Below are 23,849 nucleotides of genomic sequence, written 5' to 3' on the forward strand. Positions count from 1 at the left end.
ATACCCGGACTCCGCGCGGCGACAGCCGTCGTGCGCGAGATCGCGAGTGTGCCGAGAACAGGAGAATCGCATGCGTACCGTGCAAACCAGCGCCAGCTACAAGGCCAGTCCCGACGAGGTCTGGAAGGTCCTCGGCGATCCGTCGCGCTGGGGCGATTGGCTTGTGATTCACAAATCGTGGAAGAGCGCCGTCCCAGCCCAGCTCACCAGCGGCGACACCGCTACCGCAAGTGCGAGCGTGATGAACATGCCGGTCACCATCGACTGGACTTTCGAGAATGTCGACGCGCCGCGCTCGATCGCCATGGGCGGAACCACAAGGGCCGGCGTCAAACTAGCACTCGCCATCAGCCTGCGAGGCGAGGCCGAGACCACCACGGTCGAGTTAACAGCCAGTATCGACGGCGGGATGATCGACGGCCCCATGGGCGGGGTCTTCAAGAACTCGCTCGTCAGCGCCCTCGACAAATCGCTGAAAAAGGCTCAGGGGCTCGTCGCCTGATATCTGTCCGCCGCACCGCGCGCCGTTTATGGCCCGCGGTTCGGGACAGATTCGGTCGTACCAGAAAGGTGGTTCGATTGAACGAGCCAAGGAAAACCATTGCCGCGATCGGGTGTTCGGGCCAAGTGGCCGAAGTCTTCGTACGCGGCCTGCTGGCCCAAGGAGTCTCGGTCCGTCTCCTCGCCCGCGACGCCGATACGCTTGCGCGTCGCTATCCCGAAGCGACGATCGTCGCTGGCAGCATGATGAACGCGGACGATGTCGCGCGGGCAGCCGACGGCGCGGATGCGGCATTCTTCTTGACGCCGATCGCGCGGCAGAATGACCCGTCGACGGAGTTCGAGGCAGCGAACGCTGTTATCGCAGGCGCCAAGGCGGCCAAGCTGAAGCACCTGATCTACACCTCCGCGCTCGGAGCAGGCCGGAACACCGGCGTCGGTGTTCTCGATGCCAAGTTCGAGGTCGAACGCTTGTTGGCGTCGAGTGGCATCGGCTACAGCGTGCTGCGATGCGGATCATATATGGAAGATGTTTTCGACCCGCGGCTGGATTTGCTCAACAAGGGCAGGTTCTTGTTGCCTATCGACAAGTCGCGCCACATCAGCTATGTGAGTCAAAAAGACGTGGCCCCGTTCATCGTGCAAGAGTTGGTCTGCAAGGATCGTGTGGTGAATGGGGATATCGACTTCGTCGCACCACGAAGTTACGCTTACCTTTTCCTGGCCGCCCTTCCTTATTTCCGCTGGCGTGGACACCGACTCTCATCGATCATTCCTTTGGTTCGTTACTGGGACAGCCATGGCTCCGTCGCATCGGAGAATACGGTCGGAGCCTATGCGCCGTCGTTCCATATGACGACCCTGGAAGAGCATCTCACCAGTCTCTTCCAGCAGCAAAAATAGGCTCATTTCAGCGGTAGAGCGCCGTCCATACCGCCGACATCGGTAATCTTCCATCCCGCACCCGAGTCGACGGTGACGTTATACGTCACCGTCGTTTGGCCTCCGTCGGGAGTCTGGGCGTTGGTGGAGTTGACATTCAGGAAGACGTTCACCTTGTATACGCCGCCGGTCTCCGAGGTGACCACGGCACTGACCGGTGTTGCGGTCGAGGACCATTTCAACGGCACCAAGATTTCCTGCAGTTTCGGTGCGGTGGCATCGAATTTATTCGCCAACTGCGGGCTGGTATTCGCCTTGAGCTTGGCGATCCACGCGTTGTAGTCCTGAAAGTTGATGGTGGAGGCGCCGACCGCGTAATCCGTGGCGACTTGCTCGGCACGGCGGTCGGCGGCGGCGGTGGCGTCACGGTCGCTGAGCTGACCGCGAGCCGAAAGCCACAGCGCGGCGAATACGCCCGTTGCCGCCACCAGAGCGATAATCGCGGCTCCGAATGCGATGGCGGACAGTCGTATCGACACCGTCCCCGATGCGCGCCCGGTCGCTACGGAGTTGTCCTCAGCCCGTGCCGGTCGGTCAGTTGTCGTTTCTTCGTCGATTCGTTCGTTGGCATCGATGGTCATATGTGCTCCTGGGGTGTTGTTTTCGATCTGTTCGCCGGTTATTTGACGTTGATCTGCAAACGCAAGGCGCCGTCCCCGGTTTCGGCGAGTGCTTGCGAAATCAGCGCGCTGAGGTCGACGCGACTCAGCTGCCCGGTGGCATGCGTGGTCAATGGAGTGAGCACCGGCACCAGCTTCGCCATGTCGGGACCCATCTGCTCGAGGTAGTCGGTGAATTCGGCGGCGAACGGGATGAGGCCGGTGTCTTGGACATACATGTCCGGCGTCCGTCCGATCCGGACGAGTCTCTCGATGGATTGCGCGAGGTTGTCCGCCGATGCACCGACCTGGTTCCAGCCCGGTGCGGCAGCGCTCATCGCCGGGCCGGTCCAATCCATATCCGCGCCCAACGCCTGCAGGTCGATGAGCATGCTGTGTATGGCGTCGGTGCGGGACAGCAGGGTGGCGGCGAGCAGGCTGGTGGATCGAGCCAGCTGCGGCACGATCACTTCGGTGCCCGCCAGTCCTCGGGTGAAGGTATCGACGAGGTCACCGATCGCCTGCGGGTCCAGCTGTTCCATCAGATGGGTCACCTGCCGGGCCACCTCGGGTATCGAGGTCGGCGTCCGGATGGCCCGAGTGTCGATGTGCTGTCCGTCGCGCAGATACGGGGCGGCCGCGTCCTTTACGGGCGTGAATTGGACCTGTGGTTCGCCGAGCGCGGAGAGGTTTTCGATGCTGACCGTGCTTGCCACCGGGATGTGGTAATCGTCGCGTACTCGCATGCTGACCTGGACGCCGCCGTCGCCGTTGCGCACGGACACGACCTTCCCCACGCGAACCCCGGACAGCAATACCGGTGATTCCGGACCGAGGCTGCCCGAATTGGTCAGTGTCATCGTCAGTTTGGAATAGCTGGTAAACCAGTCGACGCCGACCACGTCGAATGTGAGGTAGGCAAGAGCGATCAGTGATACCAAGGCGATGCTGCTCAATGACAGTGCGGGACCGAGGATTCGTGATTTCAACGCACTGCTCCGATCATGCGCAAGGTGTCGATGATCCGACCGGTTTGTTCCTGCGCGGGGACTCCATTTCCGGTGTCGACACCGGTGATGTCCACTTTGGGCCCGTGCTCGACGAACGGGATGATCTGGTCTCGAAGCAGTGACACGAGTCGGTTGAGGTTCGATGGCGCGTTCAGGTCCAGTGGCCGATCGGTGAACAACAATGGCACAAAAGCTTTCGCCGCGGCGTCGCCCGCCGTCACAAGCGGCGTCATCCAGGTCAGGGCGTGGGCGATGTCGCCCATAGCACCGGCCAGCCCGAGCACGAGGATCAGGGATTTCAGCGCCGAGGTGACATGTGTGGCGCCCTGCTCATTCAGCAGCCCGCTCAGTGCTCGATCGCGGTCGAGCACCATGGCCACATTGGCTTCCATACCGTCGAGGAAGTTGTCGACCTCGCCGAGATGCCGTGCGACATCGGTGAAGTCCGCGCCGATGACCTGCGCGATATGCGCGCTGTCGGCAGGCTGTTCGGGCAATACCGCATTCATGCGATTCACCAGGTCCTGGAACTGCTGCACCGCACCGCCCTGAACGAATGTCGCCAGCCCGGCCATGACGTCTTCCACCTGTACAGCTGGTTTCGTCTGTGCGATCGGGATGGTGCCGCCGTCGGCGATGGTTTTGTCGAACCCGTTCGGCGGTGTGGTCAACTCGATGAAAACATCACCCAACAGGGTGTTCTGCCGCAGTTGTGCGGTGGTGGCAGTGGGCAGTTTCACCGCGCGATCGATATCGACATCCGCGATCACATGGCCTGCGGCAGTGGCCGCGGGATCCACGACGCGCACTTTCGCGAGGTCACCGACCTGTACGCCGTTGGCCATCACCTTCGCCCGCCCCGGCAGGTTGAGCGCGTTGGCGAACTCGACATGCACCCGGTAACCGTCGCCACGGCCCATGCCCGGGACCGTAATGGCCGACGGATCGAGTGCGCAGCCTCCCAGCGTGCATCCCGTCACCGCGAACGCGAGCAGCTTTGTCGTGAGTTTCATTGCACCCCAGTGCCTTCCGCGGTTGCAGAGCGAAGTTTTCGACAGCGGCAACCCGGTCCTCATTTCGTTCCCGCGATGGCCAGTACCAGCGAAACCAGATCGACATCGGCCAAACCGTGCTCGACGCTGCGACACCGGCCGGGAACAGCGACGTTGATCGCCGCACACAGCTGATCGGCATCCGGTTGGGCGAGCGCCACTTTGGGGGCGGCGTAGGCGAGTGCGACCTGTCCGGTGCCGGGATCGACCGACCTTCGGAACGCGTCGGTCAGCGTCGGAATCATGTCGACCAACTGCTCGAGTGTGCCGACATTCGCGCCGACCCAGCGGACCAGCGGCACGCTCGCCCGCACGAGGTTCAGCAGCGGCCGCCCGAATTTCGTGGTGATGTCGTTGAACCAGGGCAGCAGTACCCGCAGCGCGTCGATGATCCCGACGAACGGCGCGATGACCTCGTTGTTGGCTTGGTCCAACATGCCGGCCAGGCGCGTGAGCATATGTTCGAGATCGCCCCAGTTGTTCTTCATCGCCGCGGCGAGTGTGTTGATCGCATCGATCAGTTCGCCGATGCGTCCGATCGCGGCGTCCGGTGATTTCAGTGCGTCACCGAGCGTGAACAGCAACTCGTTGAGTGCGGGGCCGGTGCCCGACACGGCGGTATCCAGGGCCGAAACACCGCCGCTGACCGTGCCCTGTCGGGCCGGGTCGTCCGGAGCGCTCATCTCGGTCGCGAGTTTCGACAGGGCATCCAGCGTCTGGGTCATGCTCTTCGGAGTGAGTGCGCGGGTGATGCATCGACCGGAATCCCACTTCGGCGCGGGTTGCGGTGCCGACAGCATCGCGAGGTTACGGTCGGCGACCAGTGTGTCGGACAGGGTCACCGCCGAAACGTCGCCGCGCAGCGGGTGATCGGACTCGACTCGGAAGTCGACCCGCACCCCGTCACCGGACGGTTCGATCCGGGTCACCGTGCCGACCGGAATGCCGAGCATGGTGACGTGGCTGCCCAGGTAGAGCCCCGCCGCGTCCGGCATCATCGCGCAGTACGAGCGCATCGGCTTATCGGCGCCGGTCAGCACGACGTACCCGGCGGCCGCGAGCACGACGATGACCAGGACGGCCGAAACCGACATGAATCCGCGGGAAGCAAGAAATCGGCGCATCAGCAAGACCTCCCCGGCACCGGAATGCACAGTGCGGGCGCGGGCACAGTTGTCGCGGATCGGTCTATGGCGGGACCATTCGGTCCACCGGCGATCTGCTGCAGCTGCTGCCCCAGGTGCTCGACGGTGGCCACGACCTGGTCGAGTCGGCCGGTGAGCCTCTCCAGCTCGGGGACCACCTCGGCGAGTTTGTCGAGCATGGGTTTCAGCGAGCTGTCGTAAGCCGGTTCGGCCGCCGCGAGGCGCGACAGCATCCGTTCGAGCAGATCCAATGATGCGTATAGCTCGGCCCGCTTGCCGACGAGAATGTCGGTAGTGAGGTTGAGTTCGCGATTGAGTCGACCATACAGCGCGGTGTTGCCGCTGATCGCAGACAAATACTCCTGCGAAACCGCCAGTGCCCGTGAGACGTCCGCATTCTGTCTGTCGAGGATATCGACGACGGAATCCACCGCACGTCCCAGCTGTCGCAGGCCGTCCGGGCTCCGGACGAGTGCCGTCTGCAGCTCGCCGAGATTCTGCCGCAGGGTTTCACCATCGACATCGCGGATCGGGGTCACCGCGTCCTGGAATGCCTGACCGAGCGTGTATGGCAGGCGCACCCGATCTTTCGCAATCACTTTCTGGCGCAATGGTTTCGAACCCGCTGATGTCAATGCCACATAGTGGCCGCCCGCGATGGTGAGCATGCGGATGTCGAGAGTGGACTGATCGCCGACGAAGACATCGGAATCCACCGTGAAGATCATGTGCACCCGATCGTCGTGCAGTTCCAGCGATTTGACCGTTCCGACGGTGATGCCCGCCATGCGTATGTCCTCACCGGCGCGGATGGCTCCGGCCTCGGTCATATCGGCGCCGTATTCCGCCCGGCCCGGTGGCATCGCGTACAGGACGCCACAGGCAGCCAGTACCAGCACCACCGCGGCCGCGCCGATCAGGCCCAGTCGCAGCTCGCGGCGGCGCACCGATCGATCGTCGGCGACGGGGCGATCGCCGGCGAGGCGAATCCGTTTGCGGAGTCCTGAAATCAACGGTTGCATAGCTCGATCCTCTGACCGCCGATGAATACCCGCAGCTGCGCTGGCACCGGCGCATTTCCTTTCGAACAAGTCCCGTTCATTTCGGGTCCGGCCGCAGGCAACATCGCATCGAGCGCCTGCAGGAGTCCGGGGAGTTTGCCCAATACTTCGGTCGCCGCCTGCGGATCGGGAAACGCGGCGTGCAGGGCATTTTCGAGGTCGGGATTGGTGTCGGGGGTGAATCCGAGGGTCGCGAGCATATCGTCGATGGGCCCCAGCACCGGCGGTGCGGCAAGGGCGAAGTCGACAAGGCCTTTCAGTTTGTCCTCCAGCACGGTGAACAGGTCGGTCAGCCCCTGGATCAGAGTTTCCAGATACGGCGACTTACCGCCGACCCGGTCGTCGATGGCATGCAGGTTCCGGACCAGCGTGGAGATCACGACCTGCCGATCGACGGCATAGCGGCTCAGCTGTTCCACCGCGTCCAGCGCCGGCCCCAAACCGGTGCCGTTGCCCTGGATCACCGCGAGGACGCTTTCGGCGAGTTGGTTGAGGGCACTGGGCGAAAACTCCCGAAGTACCGGTTGCAGCCCATTGAACAGGGTGGTGATGTCGAAGGACGGGATCGTGTGCTCGGGCGCGACGGTCGCGCCCGCCGCCAGCCTCTCCCCCGGCGCGGCGGGTTGACGTAGGTCGATATACCGCTGGCCGGTCAGCGTCTGGTACCGGATCGCGAAGGTGCTCGTCTCGAACACCGGGTGGTCGCGTTGCACGCTCACACCTACCGAGGCTCGGCCCTGATCCAACGCGATGGACTGCACCTTGCCGACTTGCACGCCGTACATCCGCACATCGTCCCCGGCCTTCAAACCATTGGCGTCGGTGAAAATTACGCGGAACGAGTCGGTGTTCCCGGAGACCGGCCGCTGGATCGCCGCCACCACCGTGGCCAACAGCACCGCCATCACCGCCGCGAATGCCACGAGCCGCAACACCACGCCGACAGTCGATTTCATCGCGTACCTCCCGGAATCGCGGCGGGATCGCCCGGTGCAGGCGTCGCGACATCGACTCCCTTGCCCACCGCGCCGAGCAGCGGGGCGGCCAGCACCGGAAACCCACGCAAGGTGAGCTCGAGTCGCAGAACCGGGCCCTCGGGGGTGTCGACGAACGAATTGTCGATGCGCTCCAACAGGGTTCGTAGTTCCGCGCTCGACCGCTGTGGGGTGGGCACCATCTGAGCGGTGACGTTCAGCAACGGTGTCAGCATGTCGGTGTAGCCGGTGTAGTGCCGCTGCCCGGTGTAACCCAGGTTCGTGATCGCCGGGAACAACTGGTTGGCGATCATATCGACTCCGGAGTCGAACAGCGGCTGGTCGGTGCGCAGGACTTCGATGTTGTTGATGTGGTCGAGCAGATCGACAGTGGCACCTGCGAATTCGGCCGTTCCATGCAGTGTGGAGGCGTACTGCCCGATCAGAAAGGACGGATCGTAGCGCTGGGTTTCGGCGACCGCACGGCTCAGCATCACGACGGCTTCCAAGATCGGGGTGAAGGCCTTGGCATCGGTGGCCAGAGCAGTCAGCACATCGGCCAGCTGTGGCGTCAGTACCCGGTCGGTGGTTTGCCCCAGCGACCGAATCAGTGTGCCCATCGTGGCATTCGAGACCCGAGACGCCGACGCGCCGGTGAGATCGACATTCCCGCCCTCGTGTAACGGGACACCGCCCTGGCCGCGGCGCAACTCGACCTCGCTGATGCCGAACAGGTTCGACGGCGCATAGTCGAGGACGAGTGCATCGGTGAGTCCGGTGAGCTGGGACTTATCCAACCGCAGCGTGATCTGCTGCTGCCCCGCCCCGGCACTTTCGATGCCGGTGACTTCGCCGATATTCACCCCGTCCAGCCGCACTCGCGCTCCGGTGACAATGCCGTCACCGATCTGCTCGGTGCGCAGCGTTACCCGCATCCGATCATCGGCGCGCATCGCCTGAGACCCGGCCCAGACCGCGGCCACGACCGCGACAACGGCGAGGGCGATCACGCCCGTCCGCCGTGCGGACTTCCCGGTGGTGGCCGCCCCTGGCAACCCATACGTTGGCATTCTCGCTACCCCGTGAATGTGATCGTCGCGCTGAAACCCCAGATGACCAGGCTCAACAGCATGTCCAAAGTGATGATCGCGACGAAACTGGCTCGCACCGCACGTCCGGAGGCGATACCGACGCCTTCCGGTCCACCGGTCGCGAAAAACCCCTGATAGCAATGGATCAGGATTACCGCGATGCCGAAAACCATCACCTTCAGCACGGCAGCGGCAATATCGGGACCGCTGACGAATTGGCTGAAGTAGTGCTGGTAGACCCCCGATGCCTGGCCGTGGACGCCGACGACGACCAATGCGCAGGACAGATAGCTGAGGATCAGTGTGATCAGGAAGGTGGGCACGATCGCGACCACGCCGGCAATCACCCGGGTGGTCACCACGAACGGAATCGACCGCAGACCGAGACATTCGATCGCGTCGATCTCCTCGGAGATGCGCATCGACCCGATCTCCGCGGTCATCCGGCATCCGGCCTGCGCCGCGAATCCGATACCCGCGATGATCGGCGCCAGCTCCCGAGTGCTCGCGAACGACGAGACGATCCCGGTCAGCGGACCGAGCCCGATCATGTTCAACGTGCCGTACGACTGGATACCCACCGCCGCGCCGAGCACCATACCCAGCACGATCAGCATCGGCACCGTGCCGCCACCGACGATCAGCGAGCCTCTCCCCCAGGTCGTTTCGCTGATGGCGCGAATAGTTTGGGTCCGATAGTGCTTGAGCGTCAACGGGATCGCCGACAGCACCTGCCAGCAGAACGACAACATGAACCCGATCGAGTCGATCGGCAGCAGCAGCCGCTGCCGCCGACGGATCACCCGATACGCCCAGCGCAGTCCTTTCGGCGCGTACGGCGTCGCGGTCATCAGGCCATCCTCGTCGGCACGAACATCTGAACCAATTGACTGACAACGAGATTGACGACAAGCACCGACACCACCGACAGCACCACCGAGGCATTCACGCCATCGGCCACGCCGCGGGGCCCGCCCCTGGCCTCCAGCCCCCGCTGGCAGCCGATGACCGCCACGATGAACCCGAAAAGGATCGCCTCCAGCAGCGAGATCCCCACATCGGTGACCGTCGTGAAGGAACCGAAAGTCGCCCAATAGCTGCCCGAGGTCACGCCCTGCGCGCTGATCGCGACGATGTAACCCGCGGCTACACCGGTGAAGATGATCAGCACGTTCAACAGCGGTGCGACCAGCACCATCGCGGCAATGCGCGGAATCACCAGGCGGCGGACCGGACTCACGCCCATGACCCGCAGCGCGTCCACTTCCTCGCGGATCGTGCGTGCGCCCAGGTCCGCGGCGATCGCCGCGGCGCCGGCACCGCCGAGTAGCAGTCCCGTCGCGATCGGGGCGCCCTGCTTGATGACTCCGAGCCCGCTCGCCGCCCCCAGCAGCGAGTCACCGCCCAATTCTCGGATCATGTTGCCGATCTGTACCGAGACGATCACACCGAACGGAACCGCCATCAGGATCGCGGGCAATGCCGTGACCGTGACCATGTACCACGCTTGATGCAGCATCTCTCGCCACTGGAATCGGCCACGCACCAGATCCAACAGCCCCTCCCGGACGGACTCGATCGCGAGATCGACCGTCCGTCCCCAGGTGCGTAAGCCCGATACGACGGTATCGGAGAAATTTGCTCGCACGATCCGCAGCGCGGATGAATCTTTGCGCTGTTCGATCGACACGTTGGGTGCCAGAGTCAAAACAATCTATCTTTCGCTCGGGATGCTCTCGCATACCGGATGTCCCAGGGCGAAGAGCACCTGCTGGGCGAGGGTCTCGATCCACTCGGCTGTCACAGCGGCCGGATCACGCCGCGAAGTTCGCAGGATCGCCAGAACGACCCCGCATGTCAGATCCAGAGCGGCTCCCACATCGTGGACGTGGAAGCACCCCGCCGATAGCCCTGCTCGAATGCCGGACGCTAGGCGTGAGCGGATGTCGGGGTTGTCGAGAATTCGGTATCGCGTCGCGAGGACAATCGCGGCGGTGTCGGGATCGGCGACGCCGAGCGCACCGAGTGCCCGCACCTGCGCCCGGACGAGCTCGACCGGCTCATCGATGCCCGCGGCAGCGTTGTCCAGGATCCGGGCGAGGTCCTCGACCACCTCGGCGATAACCAGGTCGAGCAATTCATCTTTGCCACGGAAGTGGTTGTAGAAGGATCCGGCCGCGACGCCGGCGTGACGTGCCAGATCGGCGATACCGAGCCGCTCGGCCCGGCCGCTACCCAATGCCTGACGGCCTGATTGGATCAGCGCGGCGCGTGTGCGCAGCGCGCCTCGCGCCCGGGCGTTCACCGCGTCGGTCTCTTGCGACTCCACCCCCTCGGAGCTGCCGTGGACACGCTGGTCACGAAGAGCGGATCCCGGGTCGATCTGGTCCTCGACAGTAGCTCGTCCACTCATAATGGATACAGTGTGACCGCTATCACCGCAGCCGTCAACAGGTTTCAGCAACATTGTTGCCGTTATTTTGCTGAGACTATTCGGCTACACCATAGCCGAATTAATTACCAGGTAGAAAGCTATCTGCACATGGATCCAGCTCGGGGCCGCCCTGCTCGGCCGCATCGCAGGACCGCCCCTCGATGGCGCGCACAGCCTCGCGGCAGTGGGTTACTGATCCAGCGTGACGTCCGGGCGCGAAAACAAAACGGTTGTCGACGGCGGCCCGAACCGCGACAGATCGGGGAAGAATTCGATGCGCATCCGTGGGTCGGCGGCCCGGCCGAGTGTCGTCAATGCCGAGTGGCTGTAGGCACGCAACATGCTGATGAATCCGTCGTGCAGCAGCGGGCGCACCGGCGGGAGGAGAGCAACGATCCACAGAGGGAGCGTCAGAATCAGAGCCAGCGCAAGTCTGCTCGGCGACGGCCGATCGAGGTCGATGACCAGGAATCGCTTCCCCACCCGAGTGGCTTCGGCGATCGCCTTGTAGGCCACAACCGGCGGCAAGTGATGAAACGACCTAGCGAAAACGACAAGGTCGTAGCTGTCGTCGGGGGCATCTATCGCGGTCGCATCGACTACTTGCGTGCGCACCCGCGGGTGTGCGCCCAATTCGCCGGCGGCGATGTTGGCGACCGAGGTGGGGTCCAGGTCGCTCACGGTGACGGCGGCCTGGGGGTGGTACTCCACAATCTTGGCGGAAAGCTTGCCATGGCCGGCGCCGATCTCGAGTATGCGCGGCGCGGGTATATGCGAGACCACCCGCAGCGCCGCACGCGCACTCTTCTCATGCACCTTCTCTAGTGTTCCCACGCGATCCAGGCTCGTGATGACCTTCTGTTTGAGCTCGTCCGGAATGTCGTAGCGGTCGGTGTACTCCAACACATCGGTCTGCATCCGCCGATCCAGCCATGACGCATTCGGCCCACCTCGCGGCATAGCGGCGATCGCCGACTCGACTTCACTCGCACCTGTCATTTGCCATCCTCCTGGAAAGCGACTCGACACAGCTGGTGCTACCAGGCTAACAAACGAACTAGTTCTTCTGACTGTTCTCAGCCTATGCTCAGCCGATGCGAAGCACGACCGAATTGCGCGAAGCGATCATGTCCGCCGCCCGGGACGAGTTCGCGCGGTACGGCCTGGCCGGTGCGCGTATCGACCGCATCGCGCACGCCGCCCACGCCAGCAAGGAACGCCTGTACGCCCACTTCGGCGACAAGGCCGCGTTGTTCCGGGAAGTGGCGTCCCGAGACGGCGCCGAGTTCTTCCAGATAGTCACTCTCGAGCCCGACGACGTCCCCGAATTCGTCGGCAAGCTCTACGATCTCGCCCGTCAGCGACCCGACTTCCTGCGCATGATCACTTGGGCCCACCTGGAAGGGTTGACTCTCGACGAACCTCAGGCTGCAGGCAAACCGATCCCCGCGCAGACCCTCGCCGCGATCGAGCAAGCCCAACAGCGAAACCTTGTCGATCCGGTGTGGGACCCGCTCGAGCTGCTCGTCATGCTCTTCGGCATCGGACTTTCCTGGGCGCAATGGCCCGACCCGACCACGCTCACCGACAACCCGGCGGTGATCGCGCACCGCCGGGCAAGCGCGATAGAAGCCGCCGCACGGGTCATTCGACCCCGAACCGGGTAGCGCATTTCGACAGCGGCGGGGTTATGAAATCTCTCGCAGGGCGGCGACCGGGCAGGAGTTCATGGCCGTACGGGCGGCGGTGACGAGATCGCCGGGTACCTCGGCGCCGTCGAATCGGTAGATGAGCAGGGCGTTGTCATCGAGGCTGAACACCTCGGGCGCCTGCGCGGCGCACAGACCATGTCCCTCGCACCGGGAGTAGTCGACGGAGATCTTCATGACCGGATTCCTTCTATCGAGCTGGATTGAGTTGCAGCGGAAGATGTTCGAAGCGGTGGATGATGTTGTTGATCGCCCATTCGGGTGCACCGGCGATCTCGATACGATCGACACGCTCGACCAGGGCGGCGAGCATGGCCTGTGTTTCCAACCGTGCGAGACCTTGACCGGCGCAACCGTGCGTTCCGTGACCGAAGCCGAGTTGACGGGTGGCGTCGCGGCGGATGTCGAAGGTGTCGGGGTCGTCCCATTCCAGCGCGTCACGATTGGCCGAGGAGTAGATCACCACCACCCGTGAACCCGCTGGGATACTGGTTCCGGCGATCTCCACATCACGAATTGTCTTGCGGGAGAATGCACGTAGCGGTGATTCGAATCGCACGACCTCGTTCACCGCGTTCGGTATGCGGGTGGGCTCATCCTTCAGCAGTTGCCACTGCTCGGGATGGCGCGCGAAAAGATACATAGCGCTGGCTATCGCGCTGATCGTGGTATCCAACGACGGGGCAAGGTAATCGATCAGCAGGGCGGGGCATTCGGTGTCGGAAAGCTTGCCCTCGTCGACCGCGTGTAGCACTTCCTCCCCGACGCTGCCCGCCAGCAGGTCCCGCTCGCGGGCGAGCCGTCGGGTGAAGTGCATCATCCCGATGCCCGACGGTGCTGTGCAAACAGACTGCCGATTCAGTGGCCCGAGCGCGTCGAATGTCGCTCCCGCCCACCGCAGCAAATGGTCCCGACCGTGCTGGGGCCAGCCGATCAGATCCGGCACGACCGACATCGGCAGCGCGGCCGCCAATTCGACACCATCGATACGTCCCCGCGCGACCGCCTGCTCGACAGCCGCGGCCGCCTGCTGGTCTATCGATTCGCGCATCGCGCGCAGTCCCCGCGGCGACAGCCGACGGGCGAGCAACGCGCGGCGACGTTTGTGATCCTCACCGTCGCTATTGAGCGTGGTGCCCTTCGAGAGCCGATTGGCCACCGGGTTCAAACCGACACCGGCTCCGGAGACAAATGTCCGATCGTCGAGCAGGACGGTCTTGCATTCGGCATAGCGCGGCAATGCATAGGCGCGTTGCTTGGCCAGCCACACCACGGGCCCCAGTTCGCGCAACCGCGCGTAGTGCGGGTAAGGGTCGAGAATGCCATGGCGCGAATAGATATCGGGCCGGTAGACAGGGACGTTGGCTCGATTACGCATCAGAACCCTCTTTTCGCGCGGTCATAGGTGCGCACCGAATACGGTCACGACATAGGCGATGGCCAGTACACCGGAGCCGATCGACGGCGCGTACTCGCCGGCGCTGTCACCGGCCTTCACATGGGTGATGACGGCGCCGATCATCAACAGCACCAGCCCGATTCCGGTAGCCGCCCCGAGCGGCCACCACACCAGGCCGGCCAGCACGCCCAGCGCCCCGGCGATCTCGAGTACGCCGATGCCGCGGAAGGCGCTCACCGAGTAGCCGAAATGTTCGGCACGCTGACGCATCGGTGCCAGGGCCAGCACCTTGACCGCGCCGAGCGGCAGAAACCCGATCGCCAACAGCACGGCGAACATGATGGATGCGACTGTCATCGACCCACACCTACCTTCCATTCGATTGCGTAGCGGCCCAGCACCTCCGCCACCGGACCTTCGTCACTGCCGCGGTCGAGTTCGATGGTCGCGACGATGAGATCCTTGGCACGACCATGCAAATGGATGAACCCCTCGGCGTCGAGATGGGCGAGATCCCCGGTGTCCAGCCAACCGTCGACCAGCTTGCCCAGCCCATCCAGCACATAGCCGTGCTCGCCACGATCCACTACATAACCTGGGAAAACCGTTGGGCCGCTGATCGCCAATACGCCGGTCTGGCCGTAGGGCAGGTCGGTCCAGGAGCCGTCCGCTTCGATACGAACGACTTCGCCTGCTGATAGGGCAGGCGCTGGCCGACCGCACCGGGGCGCGGCCGTTCGGGGAAGCTGCGCGCGCTGGCGCAGGTCGCCTCGGTGAGGCCGTAGCCTTCGACCAGCGTTACGCCGGTGTGGGCGTGGAAATTCTGCCGGACCGCGGGCGGCAATGGTGACGCTCCGACCATGGCGTAGCGCAGGCTGGAGATGTCGGCGGTGAGCGGCACTTGGGCCAGCACCGCGTACACCGTGGGCACCGCGCTCATGGCCGAAATTCGGTAGTGCTCGACGATGTTCCAGAATTCGCTGTACAGCACGAAATCCCGATAGCCGAGCGGACCCGCCCAAACCACCGACTGTCCCTTGAACAGCGGTGCGAGCAGGGTGACCACCAGCGCATTCACATGGAACAGCGGCAGCGCCGCGAACACCACGGCCTCCTCGTCGAGCAGCGAGGTCGCCGCGATCATCCAGGCATTGGCGACCTCGGCGCAGTGCGTGTGCGCGGCCAACTTCGGCACACCGGTGGTCCCACCGGTGTGAAAGAGTGCTGCCAGATCGTCTGCTGCAGGCGGATCGCCCGTGAACCGCGCCGAATCGTATTCGGCCGCAAGCTCACCGAGGTAGGCGACACGCACACCCTTGATCTCCGCGAGCGGCCGCGGTGCACCTGTCGCAGCGGTCGGGCGCAGTATCAGCACCGCGTCCAGCAATCCATCGGCAGCCAAAGTACATATAAATTCCCATGTGCCAGCGGCTGATTCGGGTCCGCCCGCGATCAGCACGCGGGCCCCGGACCGCTCGAGCAGCTGTGCGATGTGTTCCCGGGACAAGCCGCTGTTGATCGGAGCGGCTATACCCGCCAACTGAGCGGCCAGTGTCGCAGATATCAGCTCCGCGCAATTGGGAGCGATCAACGCCACCGCATCGGTGCGTCGAATACCGAGGGCGTGCAACAGGTTTGCACACCGGTGCACATCGGCAAGCAAGTGCGCATAACCGCGGTGCGTGGGTTCACGCCAGCGCGCCGCATCGGGCAGCACCGTGCACGCTGTCTTGTCAGGCCACAACTCTGCTGCCCGCGCGAGCAGAGCGTAGGTCGATTCGGGCAGTCCGCGCTCGACAAGCGGCACCGATTCGATGTCGAGCAGATCCGCCGGCAATTCGTAGCGGGGCCAGAGCTCCTCGCGGGCCGGCATCGGTGGCATCGGTTTCCATCCCTTCAATCTCCTGACGATATCGTCAAGCATGAAGGCTTAGTCAGTCAAGCAAACTGAATATTTCGTCAGTATCGACTCGCCACCGAGAGCGGCCGCCACCTTCCACGACGCAGCTGCCGCACCCGCCCGTCGACGAATTGACTGAATGCCGCCGCTACGGAGTTCACCTCCACCACCGCGGAGTCACCCACTCGACGAGATATACGGAAACCCTTGCTGAACTTCAGTATTCAGAGAGCTCATCCAGGAACGGCTCGAGCGCCGCTTCCACTTCGAGGGTGGGGTCGAGCGCGGCGGCCGAACGCAGCGCCGCCAGCGTCAGTTGCATGAGGCAGTCGACCACAGCGTCGACGTCGAACGGTTCATCGTTCTGTAGCCAATAGACGGCGGCCTCGTCGATCGCGCCGGCAATCGACCGGATCATCATGCGCAAGGCCTGATTCTGCGGGTCGAGCCCCAGCAGCGAGATCCAGGCCTCGATGGTCTGCCACCGGCCTGCCTCGAGCACCTCCCAGGCCTCGGGATCAGCGCCCCGACCACCCAGCACCAGGCGCAATGCAAGCCCCCGATGTGCGGCCAGAAACCTGAACTGCGCGGTGAACGCGCTGCGAATCTGCTCGACCGGCGACATTTCGGGACGCAGCACATGGGTCCGCAAGATGCGATTCGACGTGTCCCGTATCACCTCCAAATAGAGGCCACGCTTGGTGCCGAAGTAGTGGAACACCAGCCCATGGGCGGCATCGGCGGCCCGGCAGATGTCAGCCACGGCCACCTCGTCATAACTGCGCTCGGCGAACAACTCGACCGCGGCATCGACGAGGCGCTGCCGGGTTTCGGCGGCCTGCGCGGCGCGCGAGGTCGGTCGACTCTTATCGGTCGTGCTAGTCATTGCGCCCTCCATCACCGAACACCTCTGTGCCCGATAGTGCCCGGTGACCTGGGAAAAAACAAGTTGATTTCAAGTCGTTGACATTAAATCAATGAAATGGCTACGCTACTGCCAGGTCACATGATGTGACCCGACTCACCCATCCGCCGCGGCAGCAGAACCCGGTACATCGCACCGTTGCCGTGCGTTGTTCAGGGCGGATCGCAACAAGGAGGCGACCATGGATGCCGAGAAGAAACTGGCCCGAATCGGCAGGCAAACCACTCGCCTCCCCAACACCACGGGACCGTCATCCGAAGGAACTCAGCTCCCAGGGTTCCCGCGGAGTTATTGGATGAGCAACAGCTTCGGGACCGAAGCCACGCCGTCAGCGTTGACCACGCCCAGCGGTCCGGACCAACTGCGGCTGACGTTCGGTTGCTTCCCCAGTGGCGTTATCGCGGTCTGCGCAATGCGCAACCAACGGCCCGCAGGCATGGTGGTCAGCTCGTTCACCTCGGTGTCGCTGGACCCAGCGCTGGTGTCGATCTGCATTATGAACAGTTCCCAGACCTGGGCGTCGCTGCGCGATGCGCCCAGGCTGGGGCTCAGCATCCTCGGTGACGAGCAGGAGCCGACGTGCCGGCAATTGGCGTCGCGCTCCCCGGATCGGTTCGCGGACGTGGAATACGAGTGCACCGCCGAGGGCGCCGTGTTGCTATCCGGCGCGACAGCCTGGCTGGACTGCGCCCTGCACGACGAGTTCCGCGCAGGCGATCACACGATCGTCGTGCTCGCCATCCGCGGCCTGCACGCACATCCCACCGCACGCCCCCTCGTTTTCCACGGCTCACGGTATCGCCGTCTCACCACTTGACGGAGATCGAATTCAGCAGTACCACAACATCTTTCATCCAAGGAGCGACAATGAAGATCGGTAACCTCGGTGATCGCCTTGTCATCGTGACGGCAGCCGGAGCCGTCGACGTCGAACGCGCCAGCGGCGGGCGTTTCACCGCCGAGCCGCAAGCAGTGTACGAGCGCTGGACCGCGTTCCGGGAGTGGGCACACAGCGCCGACCTGTCCGCCGCCGAGCCGTTGGACCCCACACTCCTGCGCCCCCCGGCGCCACGCCCACCACAGATCTTCGCCATCGGACTGAACTACCGACAGCACGCCGCCGAGTCCGGTCTCGACCTGCCGAGCGACCCGCTCGTGTTCACCAAGTTCGCGAGCTGCCTGACCGGTGCCCACAGCAGCATTCCCGTACCGACCGACGGAACCGCCGACTGGGAGATCGAGCTGGCGGTCGTGATCGGTGTCGGTGCCCGCAACGTCTCGGCCGACCGCGCCTGGGAGCATGTCGCCGGCGTCGCGGTGGCCCAGGACATCTCCGAGCGCTCCATCCAATTTCGAGGTCCCGCACCGCAATTCAGCCTCGGCAAATCTCTTCCCGGCTACGGCCCGATCGGCCCCTGGTTGGTCACCCCCGACGAGCTGCCCGATCCCGACGACCTGCACATGACCTGCACGCTCAACGGAGAGGAAGTGCAGAAGACAAGTACCAAGGACATGATCTTCCCAGTGCCGCAGCTGATCTCACGGTTGTCGGCCTTGCTCCCACTGCTGCCCGGTGACCTGCTGTTCACCGGCACACCCGCCGGCATCGGCAGCGCGATGAATCCGCCGCGCTTCCTGGAGCCCGGCCAGACCCTGATCAGCCGGATCGACGGTGTCGGCGAACTGCGAAACCCCATCGTTGCCGCCGATCCGGCATGAACCTGCCGAATTTTCAACCACCACAGTAATTTTGGAGTACGCATGACCACCGTAGAGAACGACCGGACCGAGACCATCGAGGATGTGCTCGCGCGCATCGCCGAGTTGGCGCCGCTGATCCGGAAGAATGCCGCTGCCAGCGAATCGGACCGGCGAGTATCCGAGGAGACGATCGCGGCGCTGAAGGAAGCCGGAGCGTTCCGCGTCGTGGCGCCACGGCGTTTCGGTGGACTGGAGGCCAGCTTGCGTTCACTGCTGGATGTGTCGTCGGCGGTCGCCGAGGCCGACGGCGGCGCGGCATGGGTAGTCACGCTGTCGAACACCAATGTCTGGACCTCTTCCCTCCATCCCGGGCGCGGCCTCGACGAGGCGTTCGCCGACGGTCCCGACACGATTGTCTCCGGCGTGCTGGCACCCTCGGGCAAAGCCCGCAAGGTGCCCGGCGGCTACCGGGTGGACGGACGCTGGCCATACGCCTCGGCCAGTCTGCACGCCGATTGGACTACCAACGGGGCACTACTGGTCGACGACAACGATCAGGTGCTCGACCAGGTCGCGGTGGCGATCCCCCGGGCAGACTTCCGGGTCGAGGACACCTGGTATGTCGCGGGAATGCGCGCGTCCGGCAGCAACACCATCGTCGTCGAGGACGTGTTCGTCCCCGAACATCGCGTTGCTTCGCTCGGCCCGTACCTGGCTGGTGAGCACATCTCCGCCCATCCCGATGCGCCCCTCTACCGGGGGGCCTTGACGTCGTTTCTGAACACGGCGGTCACGGGACCGCAGTTGGGTCTCGGCCGGGCCGCGCTGGACCTGGTCCGCACCAAGGCGGCGGAAAAGGCACTGGCGTACACCACGGTCACTCGGCAAGCCGACTCCGTCGCCTTCCAGATGCTGGTCGCCGAGGCCGCGATGAAGATCGAAACCGCCCACCTGCACGCCTACCGGGCAGCCGATGACGTCCAGGCGCACGCGGACGCCGGAGTGTTCCCGGAGCTCATCGCCCGCGCCCGGATTCGCGGTGATGTCGCGATCACCTTGCGCAGTATCAACGAGGCGCTGAACATCCTGCTCGATGCACACGGCGCCGCATCGTTCGCCGAAGTCAATGCCATGCAGCGGATTTGGCGCGATTCCAACGTTGCCGCTCGGCACGCGGTGACCCTGCCGCACGTCTCGATGGAAACCTACGGCAAGGCCCTGCTCGGCATTCCCGAGCACATCACACCGCTTATCTGAGCAGCAGGTCGATCCAAAGGTCGTATAAGTAATCCCGCCGAGGGCGTGCAGGCCACGCCCTCGGCAGCGGTGACGCTCCGCCGAATGCCGCTCGGACGAGGCGCACGTCCCACGAGCGAAGCGGACCACTATGGTAAGTACTGAACCGTACTTTCCAGGAAGGATCCGCCTTGACCGAGAACGCGCACATTCGGCGGCCTCGCATGACGCCTGCTCGCGAGTACGAGTTGCTGACCGCGGCGCTGGATCTGCTTCGCGAGGTCGGCTACGAGGCGCTGTCGATGGATACCCTTGCGGCGCGGGCACATTGCAGCAAGGCGACGCTGTATCGGATGTGGCCGAACAAACCACAGCTGATCGCCGCGGCCCTGCGCGCCACCGGACCGACCGACGCAAAAGATATCGATACCGGAAGCCTGCGGGGCGACTTGGTGGCCATGACCGAACGGTTCGTACCGCGGGCACAGCCGGACACCGCGCTGATCGCGGCCCTCAATCACGCGGTATTGACTCATCCCGATTTGGCAGCCACGCTCCGAACCGTCCTGCTCGAACCCGACACCGCCGATCTCGCCCGCTTCATCGACCGAGCGGTAGAACGCGGAGAATTGCCCACCCGGCCCCCCGCCGCAGAGTTACTGTCCCCCTTCTTCTTCGGCGTCTTCGTCACGCGACCGGTCTTCGACGGTTCCTTCGCCGACACCGATTACCTCATCCGCTTCATCGACGACATCGCGCTACCCGCATTGCACTACGGCTCTCATTGACCACATCCGGTTCACCTCGGTAGGGACCGCCTCGGAGCCGCAGCGGTGAGACGCACCTCATACTTCAAATAGTACGGTTGCGTTTCTCCCATACTGCTGCCAATCTACTTATAGAACGACTTCGTACTATATGAGAGGCGCGACCAATGCCGGAGCACACGACTATCACGCTGTCCAAAAACGGCCCGAGCTTTCCCGAAGGTTCATCCCGAAGCCCTGGCGGCACGCGGTGGTTGCTACTCATCGTCATCGCTCTCGCCCAGCTGATGGTGGTCCTCGACGCGACCATCGTGAACATCGCGCTGCCATCGGCGCAGCGCGACCTCGGTTTCACCGACGGTCAGCGCCAGTGGGTGGTCACCGCATATGCCCTCGCGTTCGGCAGCTTGCTGCTGCTCGGCGGCCGCATCGCCGACCTGTTCGGCCGCAAAGCCACATTTCTCGTCGGCCTGATCGGCTTCGCCGTCGCATCCGCGGTCGGTGGTGCCGCACCCAGTTTCGAAATGCTGGTCGCGGCCAGGGCCGGACAGGGCCTCTTCGCCGCACTGCTGGCCCCGGCCGCGTTGTCGCTGCTGACGACCATCTTCAGTGAGGGGAAGGAACGGGCGACCGCTTTCAGCGTGTACGGCGCGGTGTCGGGTGCGGGTAGCGCGATCGGGCTGCTGCTCGGCGGTGTGCTCACCGAGACATTGACCTGGCGGTGGACGCTGTTCGTCAACCTGGCCTTCGCGGTCGTGGCCGCCGTCGGCGCGGTCGTGATGCTCCCGCGTACCCGCCGCGACCGCACCGCACGGCTCGACTTGCCCGGCATCGCATTGGTGTCGACAGGTTTGTTCAGTCTCGTCTACGGCTGTACCAACGCGCAGACCGACGGCTGGGCGGACGTGTCGGCCTGGGGATTGCTGGTGGCCAGCGCCGTCCTTTTGGCGGGCTTCGTGTGGTGGCAGACCAAGACCGACCACCCCGTCCTGCCGTTGCGAATCGTGACCGACCGCACCCGCGCCGCCTCGCTGGCCGCGATCTTCATCAGCGGCGCGGGGATGTTCGGCATCTTCCTGTACTTCACCTACTACCTGCAACTCAATCTCGGCTACACACCGATCCGTACCGGCCTGGCGTTCATGCCGATGGTCGTGGGTCTGATGATCGCCGCCATGGTGGCCAACAATGTTCTGATCCCCCGGATCACCCCCAAACTCGTCGTGCCACCCGGTATGGCGATCGTCGCGATCGCACTCGTGTGGATGACCACCTTCGACGTGAGCAGCGCGTTCCTCACCCACGTGCTGCCCGCACTGTTCGTCGCCGGTTTCGGTATGGGCTTGATCGTGGCGCCGGCCATGAGCGCCGCCACCCTCGGAGTCGCGGCCGCCGACTCCGGTGCCGCGTCCGCGACCGTGAATGCCGCACAGCAGGTGGGCGGCTCGATCGGAACCGCGTTCCTCACCACCATGTCGACCAGCGCAGCCACCGACTACCTGGCAACCCACGGCCCCGTCGATCCCGGTGTGCTCACCAACGCTCAGCTCACCAGCTACGCCACCGCCTACTGGTGGTCGGCCGCCATCCTCGTCGCCGGCATGGTCGTCACCGCTCTGCTGTACCGCCGCGGTGTTCTCGAACAAAGCGATTCGGAGACGCCGACGGTCCACATGTGACCCACGACCCGAGAGGAGACAGTCATGGTCAGCAGTACCGCGGGGCATCTACCAGCGGGTTTCCCTGGAAGTATCGGAGCGGTGATGCGGCGGCGAATGACTTTCGCAGCATTTGTTGCAGCTACGGTCCTGGCCGGGGCGGCGGCACCGGCGCTCGCGTCCCCGGCCGAGCCCGACGCCGTCCCCACGCCGACGATGGGCTGGAACAGCTGGAATTCCGGAATTCCATTGAACGAGAACACGATCCGGGAAACAGTCGATGCCATGATCGCCTCCGGTATGCGCGATGCCGGCTACCGGTATATCAATCTCGATGCCGGCTGGGCGGCACCCCAGCGAGATTCGCACGGCGACCTACAGGCCGATCCGGACAAGTTCCCGCACGGCATTGCCGCACTCGCCGACTACATCCACGACCGCGGTATGTCCCTGGGTTTGTACTCCAGTCCCTACAACCAGACCTGCGGGCAGACACTCGCCACAGCCGGCCTCGGCCACGAGGACCAGGACGCGCGCCAATTCGCCACATGGGGTGTGGATTACCTCAAGTACGACTGGTGCCGCGCCGACGCCGACCACAACGAACAGGTCAGGGTATTCACCGCGATGCGAGACGCGTTGCGCGCCACCGGCCGCGCGGTGGTCTACAGCATCAACCCCAACAGTTCCGAGGACACCGACGCAGGCACCACCTACGACTGGTCACAGATCGCCGATCTGACGCGTAGCACCGGCGACCTGATCCCGTTGTGGCGCAATGATCTACCGGCGACGAAGATCGGCGACTTCGACACCCGCGGATTCGTCGGCGTCATGGATGAATTCGCGACGACAATCGCGCACGGAAGTCAGACGGGTCGCGATCCGGACATGCTGGTCGTCGGGATCACCATGGCCGAGTTCTTGGGCGCGCACACCGACGGCATGCCCGCCATGGCGGCGAAACAGGGGGCGTTGTCCGCCGAGGACGCCGCACGTCTCGGTACCGGTTTCCGCATCTCCCCGCAGTTGCTCGACCTGCTCCGCCGACAGGACAGTCTGACCATCGCCGAACAATGCGCCCACTTCACGCTGTGGGCCATGCTCGGCGCACCACTGATCGCTGGCAACGACGTGCGGACCATGTCCGCCGAAACCCGCGACATCCTCACCAATCGCGAGGTCATAGCCATCGACCAGGACCCGACGGACGCGCAGGGTGCCGCCTTGCCGGATGACCATCGCATCATCGTCAAACCACTCGGCGACGGCTCCGTCGGGGTGGCACTGTTCAACGACACCGATAGTCCCGCCACCATCGAAACCACCACCGCGGCAACGGGACTCGCACCGTCAGAGCGATACCGGGTCCGCGATCCATGGGCACACACGACCACAACGACAACGGGCCCGATCACCGCCCACGACATCCCGCCACACGGGGTCGTCTTGGTGCGGGTAGGACCCGAGAGTTCGAGCTGAACACCGTGGTTCTGCCCGAAACACTCTGCGACGCTTGGACTCCGGTCTCGGTGATGGTGTCTTCCGGGTCAGGCGTCGGGCAGGCGCCCCGGGCGCGCAACCCCGCGACGACAATATCGGCGATGAATTCCGCGTGGGCGCGGACCGAGGCCGGATCGAGTGGGTCCAGCGGATTCAATTTCTCGGCGAACAGCGTGCGGCCGAACGACGAAGTGTTGGCCGTGCGCGACCAGGAAGTGCAGGCTGCGGACGTCGGCCGCGGT

The 23,849-nt window shown here is 64.3% G+C and carries 24 protein-coding genes and 1 pseudogene; 9 read left to right on the forward strand and 16 right to left on the reverse strand.

Going from position 1 to position 23,849, the window contains the following annotated elements; all coding sequences use genetic code 11:
- Positions 1-70: 70 nt before the first annotated feature.
- Both ACFYOW_RS25340 and ACFYOW_RS25345 read left to right on the forward strand, forming a co-directional pair.
- Positions 71-502 carry an SRPBCC family protein gene (locus tag ACFYOW_RS25340; protein WP_387291827.1) on the forward strand — a complete coding sequence of 144 codons (432 nt, stop codon included), beginning with the start codon at positions 71-73 and terminating at the stop codon, positions 500-502.
- Between the two features lie 77 nt (positions 503-579).
- Positions 580-1,404: an SDR family oxidoreductase gene (locus tag ACFYOW_RS25345; RefSeq protein ID WP_387291829.1), complete on the forward strand. Its 825-nt coding sequence runs from the start codon at positions 580-582 to the stop codon at positions 1,402-1,404.
- 2 nt (positions 1,405-1,406) lie between these two features.
- Here the strand turns inward: ACFYOW_RS25345 and ACFYOW_RS25350 are convergent, their stop codons facing one another.
- The 11 genes from ACFYOW_RS25350 to ACFYOW_RS25400 all read right to left on the reverse strand — a co-directional run bounded on the left by ACFYOW_RS25350 (position 1,407) and on the right by ACFYOW_RS25400 (position 11,808).
- Positions 1,407-2,024, reverse strand: a complete 618-nt coding sequence (locus tag ACFYOW_RS25350; protein WP_387291830.1) for a hypothetical protein — start codon at positions 2,022-2,024, stop codon at positions 1,407-1,409.
- A 38-nt stretch (positions 2,025-2,062) separates the two neighbouring features.
- A complete protein-coding gene (locus tag ACFYOW_RS25355; RefSeq protein WP_357474460.1) occupies positions 2,063-3,031 on the reverse strand; it encodes an MlaD family protein in 969 nt (322 codons plus the stop codon).
- Positions 3,028-4,065 carry an MlaD family protein gene (locus ACFYOW_RS25360; protein WP_357474463.1) on the reverse strand — a complete coding sequence of 346 codons (1,038 nt, stop codon included), beginning with the start codon at positions 4,063-4,065 and terminating at the stop codon, positions 3,028-3,030. Before ACFYOW_RS25360 ends, ACFYOW_RS25355 begins: the two co-directional genes overlap by 4 nt.
- A 59-nt stretch (positions 4,066-4,124) precedes the next feature.
- Positions 4,125-5,228 (reverse strand): MlaD family protein, encoded by a 1,104-nt coding sequence (locus tag ACFYOW_RS25365; protein ID WP_387291832.1) that lies wholly within the window; start codon positions 5,226-5,228, stop codon positions 4,125-4,127.
- Positions 5,228-6,271 carry an MlaD family protein gene (locus ACFYOW_RS25370; protein WP_387291834.1) on the reverse strand — a complete coding sequence of 348 codons (1,044 nt, stop codon included), beginning with the start codon at positions 6,269-6,271 and terminating at the stop codon, positions 5,228-5,230. Before ACFYOW_RS25370 ends, ACFYOW_RS25365 begins: the two co-directional genes overlap by 1 nt.
- Positions 6,259-7,266 (reverse strand): MlaD family protein, encoded by a 1,008-nt coding sequence (locus ACFYOW_RS25375; RefSeq protein WP_387291836.1) that lies wholly within the window; start codon positions 7,264-7,266, stop codon positions 6,259-6,261. Before ACFYOW_RS25375 ends, ACFYOW_RS25370 begins: the two co-directional genes overlap by 13 nt.
- Complete coding sequence (locus ACFYOW_RS25380) at positions 7,263-8,354, reverse strand: MlaD family protein (RefSeq protein ID WP_387291838.1); 1,092 nt, start codon at positions 8,352-8,354, stop codon at positions 7,263-7,265. Before ACFYOW_RS25380 ends, ACFYOW_RS25375 begins: the two co-directional genes overlap by 4 nt.
- A gap of 5 nt (positions 8,355-8,359) precedes the next feature.
- Positions 8,360-9,226: an ABC transporter permease gene (locus tag ACFYOW_RS25385; RefSeq protein WP_040701171.1), complete on the reverse strand. Its 867-nt coding sequence runs from the start codon at positions 9,224-9,226 to the stop codon at positions 8,360-8,362.
- Positions 9,226-10,083, reverse strand: a complete 858-nt coding sequence (locus ACFYOW_RS25390; RefSeq protein WP_245567560.1) for an ABC transporter permease — start codon at positions 10,081-10,083, stop codon at positions 9,226-9,228. Before ACFYOW_RS25390 ends, ACFYOW_RS25385 begins: the two co-directional genes overlap by 1 nt.
- A 6-nt stretch (positions 10,084-10,089) precedes the next feature.
- Positions 10,090-10,788, reverse strand: a complete 699-nt coding sequence (locus ACFYOW_RS25395) for a TetR/AcrR family transcriptional regulator (RefSeq protein ID WP_387291841.1) — start codon at positions 10,786-10,788, stop codon at positions 10,090-10,092.
- Positions 10,789-10,998: 210 nt separating this feature from the next.
- On the reverse strand, positions 10,999-11,808 hold the full coding sequence (locus ACFYOW_RS25400; RefSeq protein ID WP_387291843.1) for a class I SAM-dependent methyltransferase: 810 nt from the start codon (positions 11,806-11,808) through the stop codon (positions 10,999-11,001).
- 95 nt (positions 11,809-11,903) lie between these two features.
- Between ACFYOW_RS25400 and ACFYOW_RS25405 the strand changes: the two genes are divergently transcribed.
- Positions 11,904-12,476, forward strand: coding sequence for a TetR family transcriptional regulator (locus tag ACFYOW_RS25405; protein ID WP_387291845.1), 573 nt, complete (start codon positions 11,904-11,906; stop codon positions 12,474-12,476).
- A gap of 21 nt (positions 12,477-12,497) precedes the next feature.
- Here the strand turns inward: ACFYOW_RS25405 and ACFYOW_RS25410 are convergent, their stop codons facing one another.
- From ACFYOW_RS25410 to ACFYOW_RS25430, 5 genes and pseudogenes are all read right to left on the reverse strand, one after another.
- Positions 12,498-12,695 carry a ferredoxin gene (locus tag ACFYOW_RS25410; RefSeq protein WP_387291847.1) on the reverse strand — a complete coding sequence of 66 codons (198 nt, stop codon included), beginning with the start codon at positions 12,693-12,695 and terminating at the stop codon, positions 12,498-12,500.
- Between the two features lie 13 nt (positions 12,696-12,708).
- On the reverse strand, positions 12,709-13,896 hold the full coding sequence (locus ACFYOW_RS25415) for a cytochrome P450 (protein ID WP_387291849.1): 1,188 nt from the start codon (positions 13,894-13,896) through the stop codon (positions 12,709-12,711).
- 21 nt (positions 13,897-13,917) lie between these two features.
- On the reverse strand, positions 13,918-14,274 hold the full coding sequence (locus ACFYOW_RS25420) for a DoxX family protein (RefSeq protein WP_387291851.1): 357 nt from the start codon (positions 14,272-14,274) through the stop codon (positions 13,918-13,920).
- A gap of 92 nt (positions 14,275-14,366) precedes the next feature.
- Positions 14,367-15,790: pseudogene (locus ACFYOW_RS25425) on the reverse strand (AMP-binding protein); the annotation flags it as partial.
- Between the two features lie 244 nt (positions 15,791-16,034).
- Complete coding sequence (locus tag ACFYOW_RS25430) at positions 16,035-16,703, reverse strand: TetR/AcrR family transcriptional regulator (RefSeq protein WP_387291853.1); 669 nt, start codon at positions 16,701-16,703, stop codon at positions 16,035-16,037.
- Between the two features lie 334 nt (positions 16,704-17,037).
- Between ACFYOW_RS25430 and ACFYOW_RS25435 the strand changes: the two genes are divergently transcribed.
- From ACFYOW_RS25435 to ACFYOW_RS25460, 6 genes are all read left to right on the forward strand, one after another.
- Positions 17,038-17,559 carry a flavin reductase family protein gene (locus ACFYOW_RS25435; RefSeq protein ID WP_387291854.1) on the forward strand — a complete coding sequence of 174 codons (522 nt, stop codon included), beginning with the start codon at positions 17,038-17,040 and terminating at the stop codon, positions 17,557-17,559.
- 50 nt (positions 17,560-17,609) lie between these two features.
- The gene (locus ACFYOW_RS25440) at positions 17,610-18,461 is read left to right on the forward strand and encodes a fumarylacetoacetate hydrolase family protein (RefSeq protein ID WP_387291856.1); all 852 of its coding nucleotides are present in this window, start codon (positions 17,610-17,612) and stop codon (positions 18,459-18,461) included.
- A 42-nt stretch (positions 18,462-18,503) separates the two neighbouring features.
- On the forward strand, positions 18,504-19,700 hold the full coding sequence (locus ACFYOW_RS25445; RefSeq protein WP_387291858.1) for an oxidoreductase: 1,197 nt from the start codon (positions 18,504-18,506) through the stop codon (positions 19,698-19,700).
- 170 nt (positions 19,701-19,870) lie between these two features.
- Positions 19,871-20,467, forward strand: a complete 597-nt coding sequence (locus tag ACFYOW_RS25450) for a TetR/AcrR family transcriptional regulator (protein WP_387291860.1) — start codon at positions 19,871-19,873, stop codon at positions 20,465-20,467.
- 146 nt (positions 20,468-20,613) lie between these two features.
- On the forward strand, positions 20,614-22,125 hold the full coding sequence (locus ACFYOW_RS25455; protein WP_387291861.1) for an MFS transporter: 1,512 nt from the start codon (positions 20,614-20,616) through the stop codon (positions 22,123-22,125).
- 24 nt (positions 22,126-22,149) lie between these two features.
- Positions 22,150-23,586, forward strand: a complete 1,437-nt coding sequence (locus ACFYOW_RS25460; protein WP_387291863.1) for a glycoside hydrolase family 27 protein — start codon at positions 22,150-22,152, stop codon at positions 23,584-23,586.
- The last annotated feature ends 263 nt before the right edge of the window (positions 23,587-23,849 follow it).

The organism is Nocardia sp. NPDC006982, from assembly GCF_042869435.1.
Lineage (GTDB): Bacteria > Actinomycetota > Actinomycetes > Mycobacteriales > Mycobacteriaceae > Nocardia.

What these genes read in the sequence shown, in the direction of transcription:
- ACFYOW_RS25445 (WP_387291858.1), top strand. Translation starts at nt 18,504, where the DNA reads ATGACCACCGTAGAGAACGACCGGACCGAGACCATCGAGGATGTGCTC.
- ACFYOW_RS25360 (WP_357474463.1), bottom strand. Translation starts at nt 4,065, where the DNA reads ATGAAACTCACGACAAAGCTGCTCGCGTTCGCGGTGACGGGATGCACG.
- ACFYOW_RS25370 (WP_387291834.1), bottom strand. Translation starts at nt 6,271, where the DNA reads ATGCAACCGTTGATTTCAGGACTCCGCAAACGGATTCGCCTCGCCGGC.
- ACFYOW_RS25440 (WP_387291856.1), top strand. Translation starts at nt 17,610, where the DNA reads ATGAAGATCGGTAACCTCGGTGATCGCCTTGTCATCGTGACGGCAGCC.
- ACFYOW_RS25400 (WP_387291843.1), bottom strand. Translation starts at nt 11,808, where the DNA reads ATGACAGGTGCGAGTGAAGTCGAGTCGGCGATCGCCGCTATGCCGCGA.
- ACFYOW_RS25380 (WP_387291838.1), bottom strand. Translation starts at nt 8,354, where the DNA reads ATGCCAACGTATGGGTTGCCAGGGGCGGCCACCACCGGGAAGTCCGCA.
- ACFYOW_RS25395 (WP_387291841.1), bottom strand. Translation starts at nt 10,788, where the DNA reads ATGAGTGGACGAGCTACTGTCGAGGACCAGATCGACCCGGGATCCGCT.
- ACFYOW_RS25435 (WP_387291854.1), top strand. Translation starts at nt 17,038, where the DNA reads ATGAGCAACAGCTTCGGGACCGAAGCCACGCCGTCAGCGTTGACCACG.
- ACFYOW_RS25340 (WP_387291827.1), top strand. Translation starts at nt 71, where the DNA reads ATGCGTACCGTGCAAACCAGCGCCAGCTACAAGGCCAGTCCCGACGAG.
- ACFYOW_RS25415 (WP_387291849.1), bottom strand. Translation starts at nt 13,896, where the DNA reads ATGCGTAATCGAGCCAACGTCCCTGTCTACCGGCCCGATATCTATTCG.
- ACFYOW_RS25385 (WP_040701171.1), bottom strand. Translation starts at nt 9,226, where the DNA reads ATGACCGCGACGCCGTACGCGCCGAAAGGACTGCGCTGGGCGTATCGG.
- ACFYOW_RS25365 (WP_387291832.1), bottom strand. Translation starts at nt 5,228, where the DNA reads ATGCGCCGATTTCTTGCTTCCCGCGGATTCATGTCGGTTTCGGCCGTC.
- ACFYOW_RS25460 (WP_387291863.1), top strand. Translation starts at nt 22,150, where the DNA reads ATGGTCAGCAGTACCGCGGGGCATCTACCAGCGGGTTTCCCTGGAAGT.
- ACFYOW_RS25430 (WP_387291853.1), bottom strand. Translation starts at nt 16,703, where the DNA reads ATGACTAGCACGACCGATAAGAGTCGACCGACCTCGCGCGCCGCGCAG.
- ACFYOW_RS25405 (WP_387291845.1), top strand. Translation starts at nt 11,904, where the DNA reads ATGCGAAGCACGACCGAATTGCGCGAAGCGATCATGTCCGCCGCCCGG.
- ACFYOW_RS25410 (WP_387291847.1), bottom strand. Translation starts at nt 12,695, where the DNA reads ATGAAGATCTCCGTCGACTACTCCCGGTGCGAGGGACATGGTCTGTGC.
- ACFYOW_RS25455 (WP_387291861.1), top strand. Translation starts at nt 20,614, where the DNA reads ATGCCGGAGCACACGACTATCACGCTGTCCAAAAACGGCCCGAGCTTT.
- ACFYOW_RS25350 (WP_387291830.1), bottom strand. Translation starts at nt 2,024, where the DNA reads ATGACCATCGATGCCAACGAACGAATCGACGAAGAAACGACAACTGAC.
- ACFYOW_RS25375 (WP_387291836.1), bottom strand. Translation starts at nt 7,266, where the DNA reads ATGAAATCGACTGTCGGCGTGGTGTTGCGGCTCGTGGCATTCGCGGCG.
- ACFYOW_RS25420 (WP_387291851.1), bottom strand. Translation starts at nt 14,274, where the DNA reads ATGACAGTCGCATCCATCATGTTCGCCGTGCTGTTGGCGATCGGGTTT.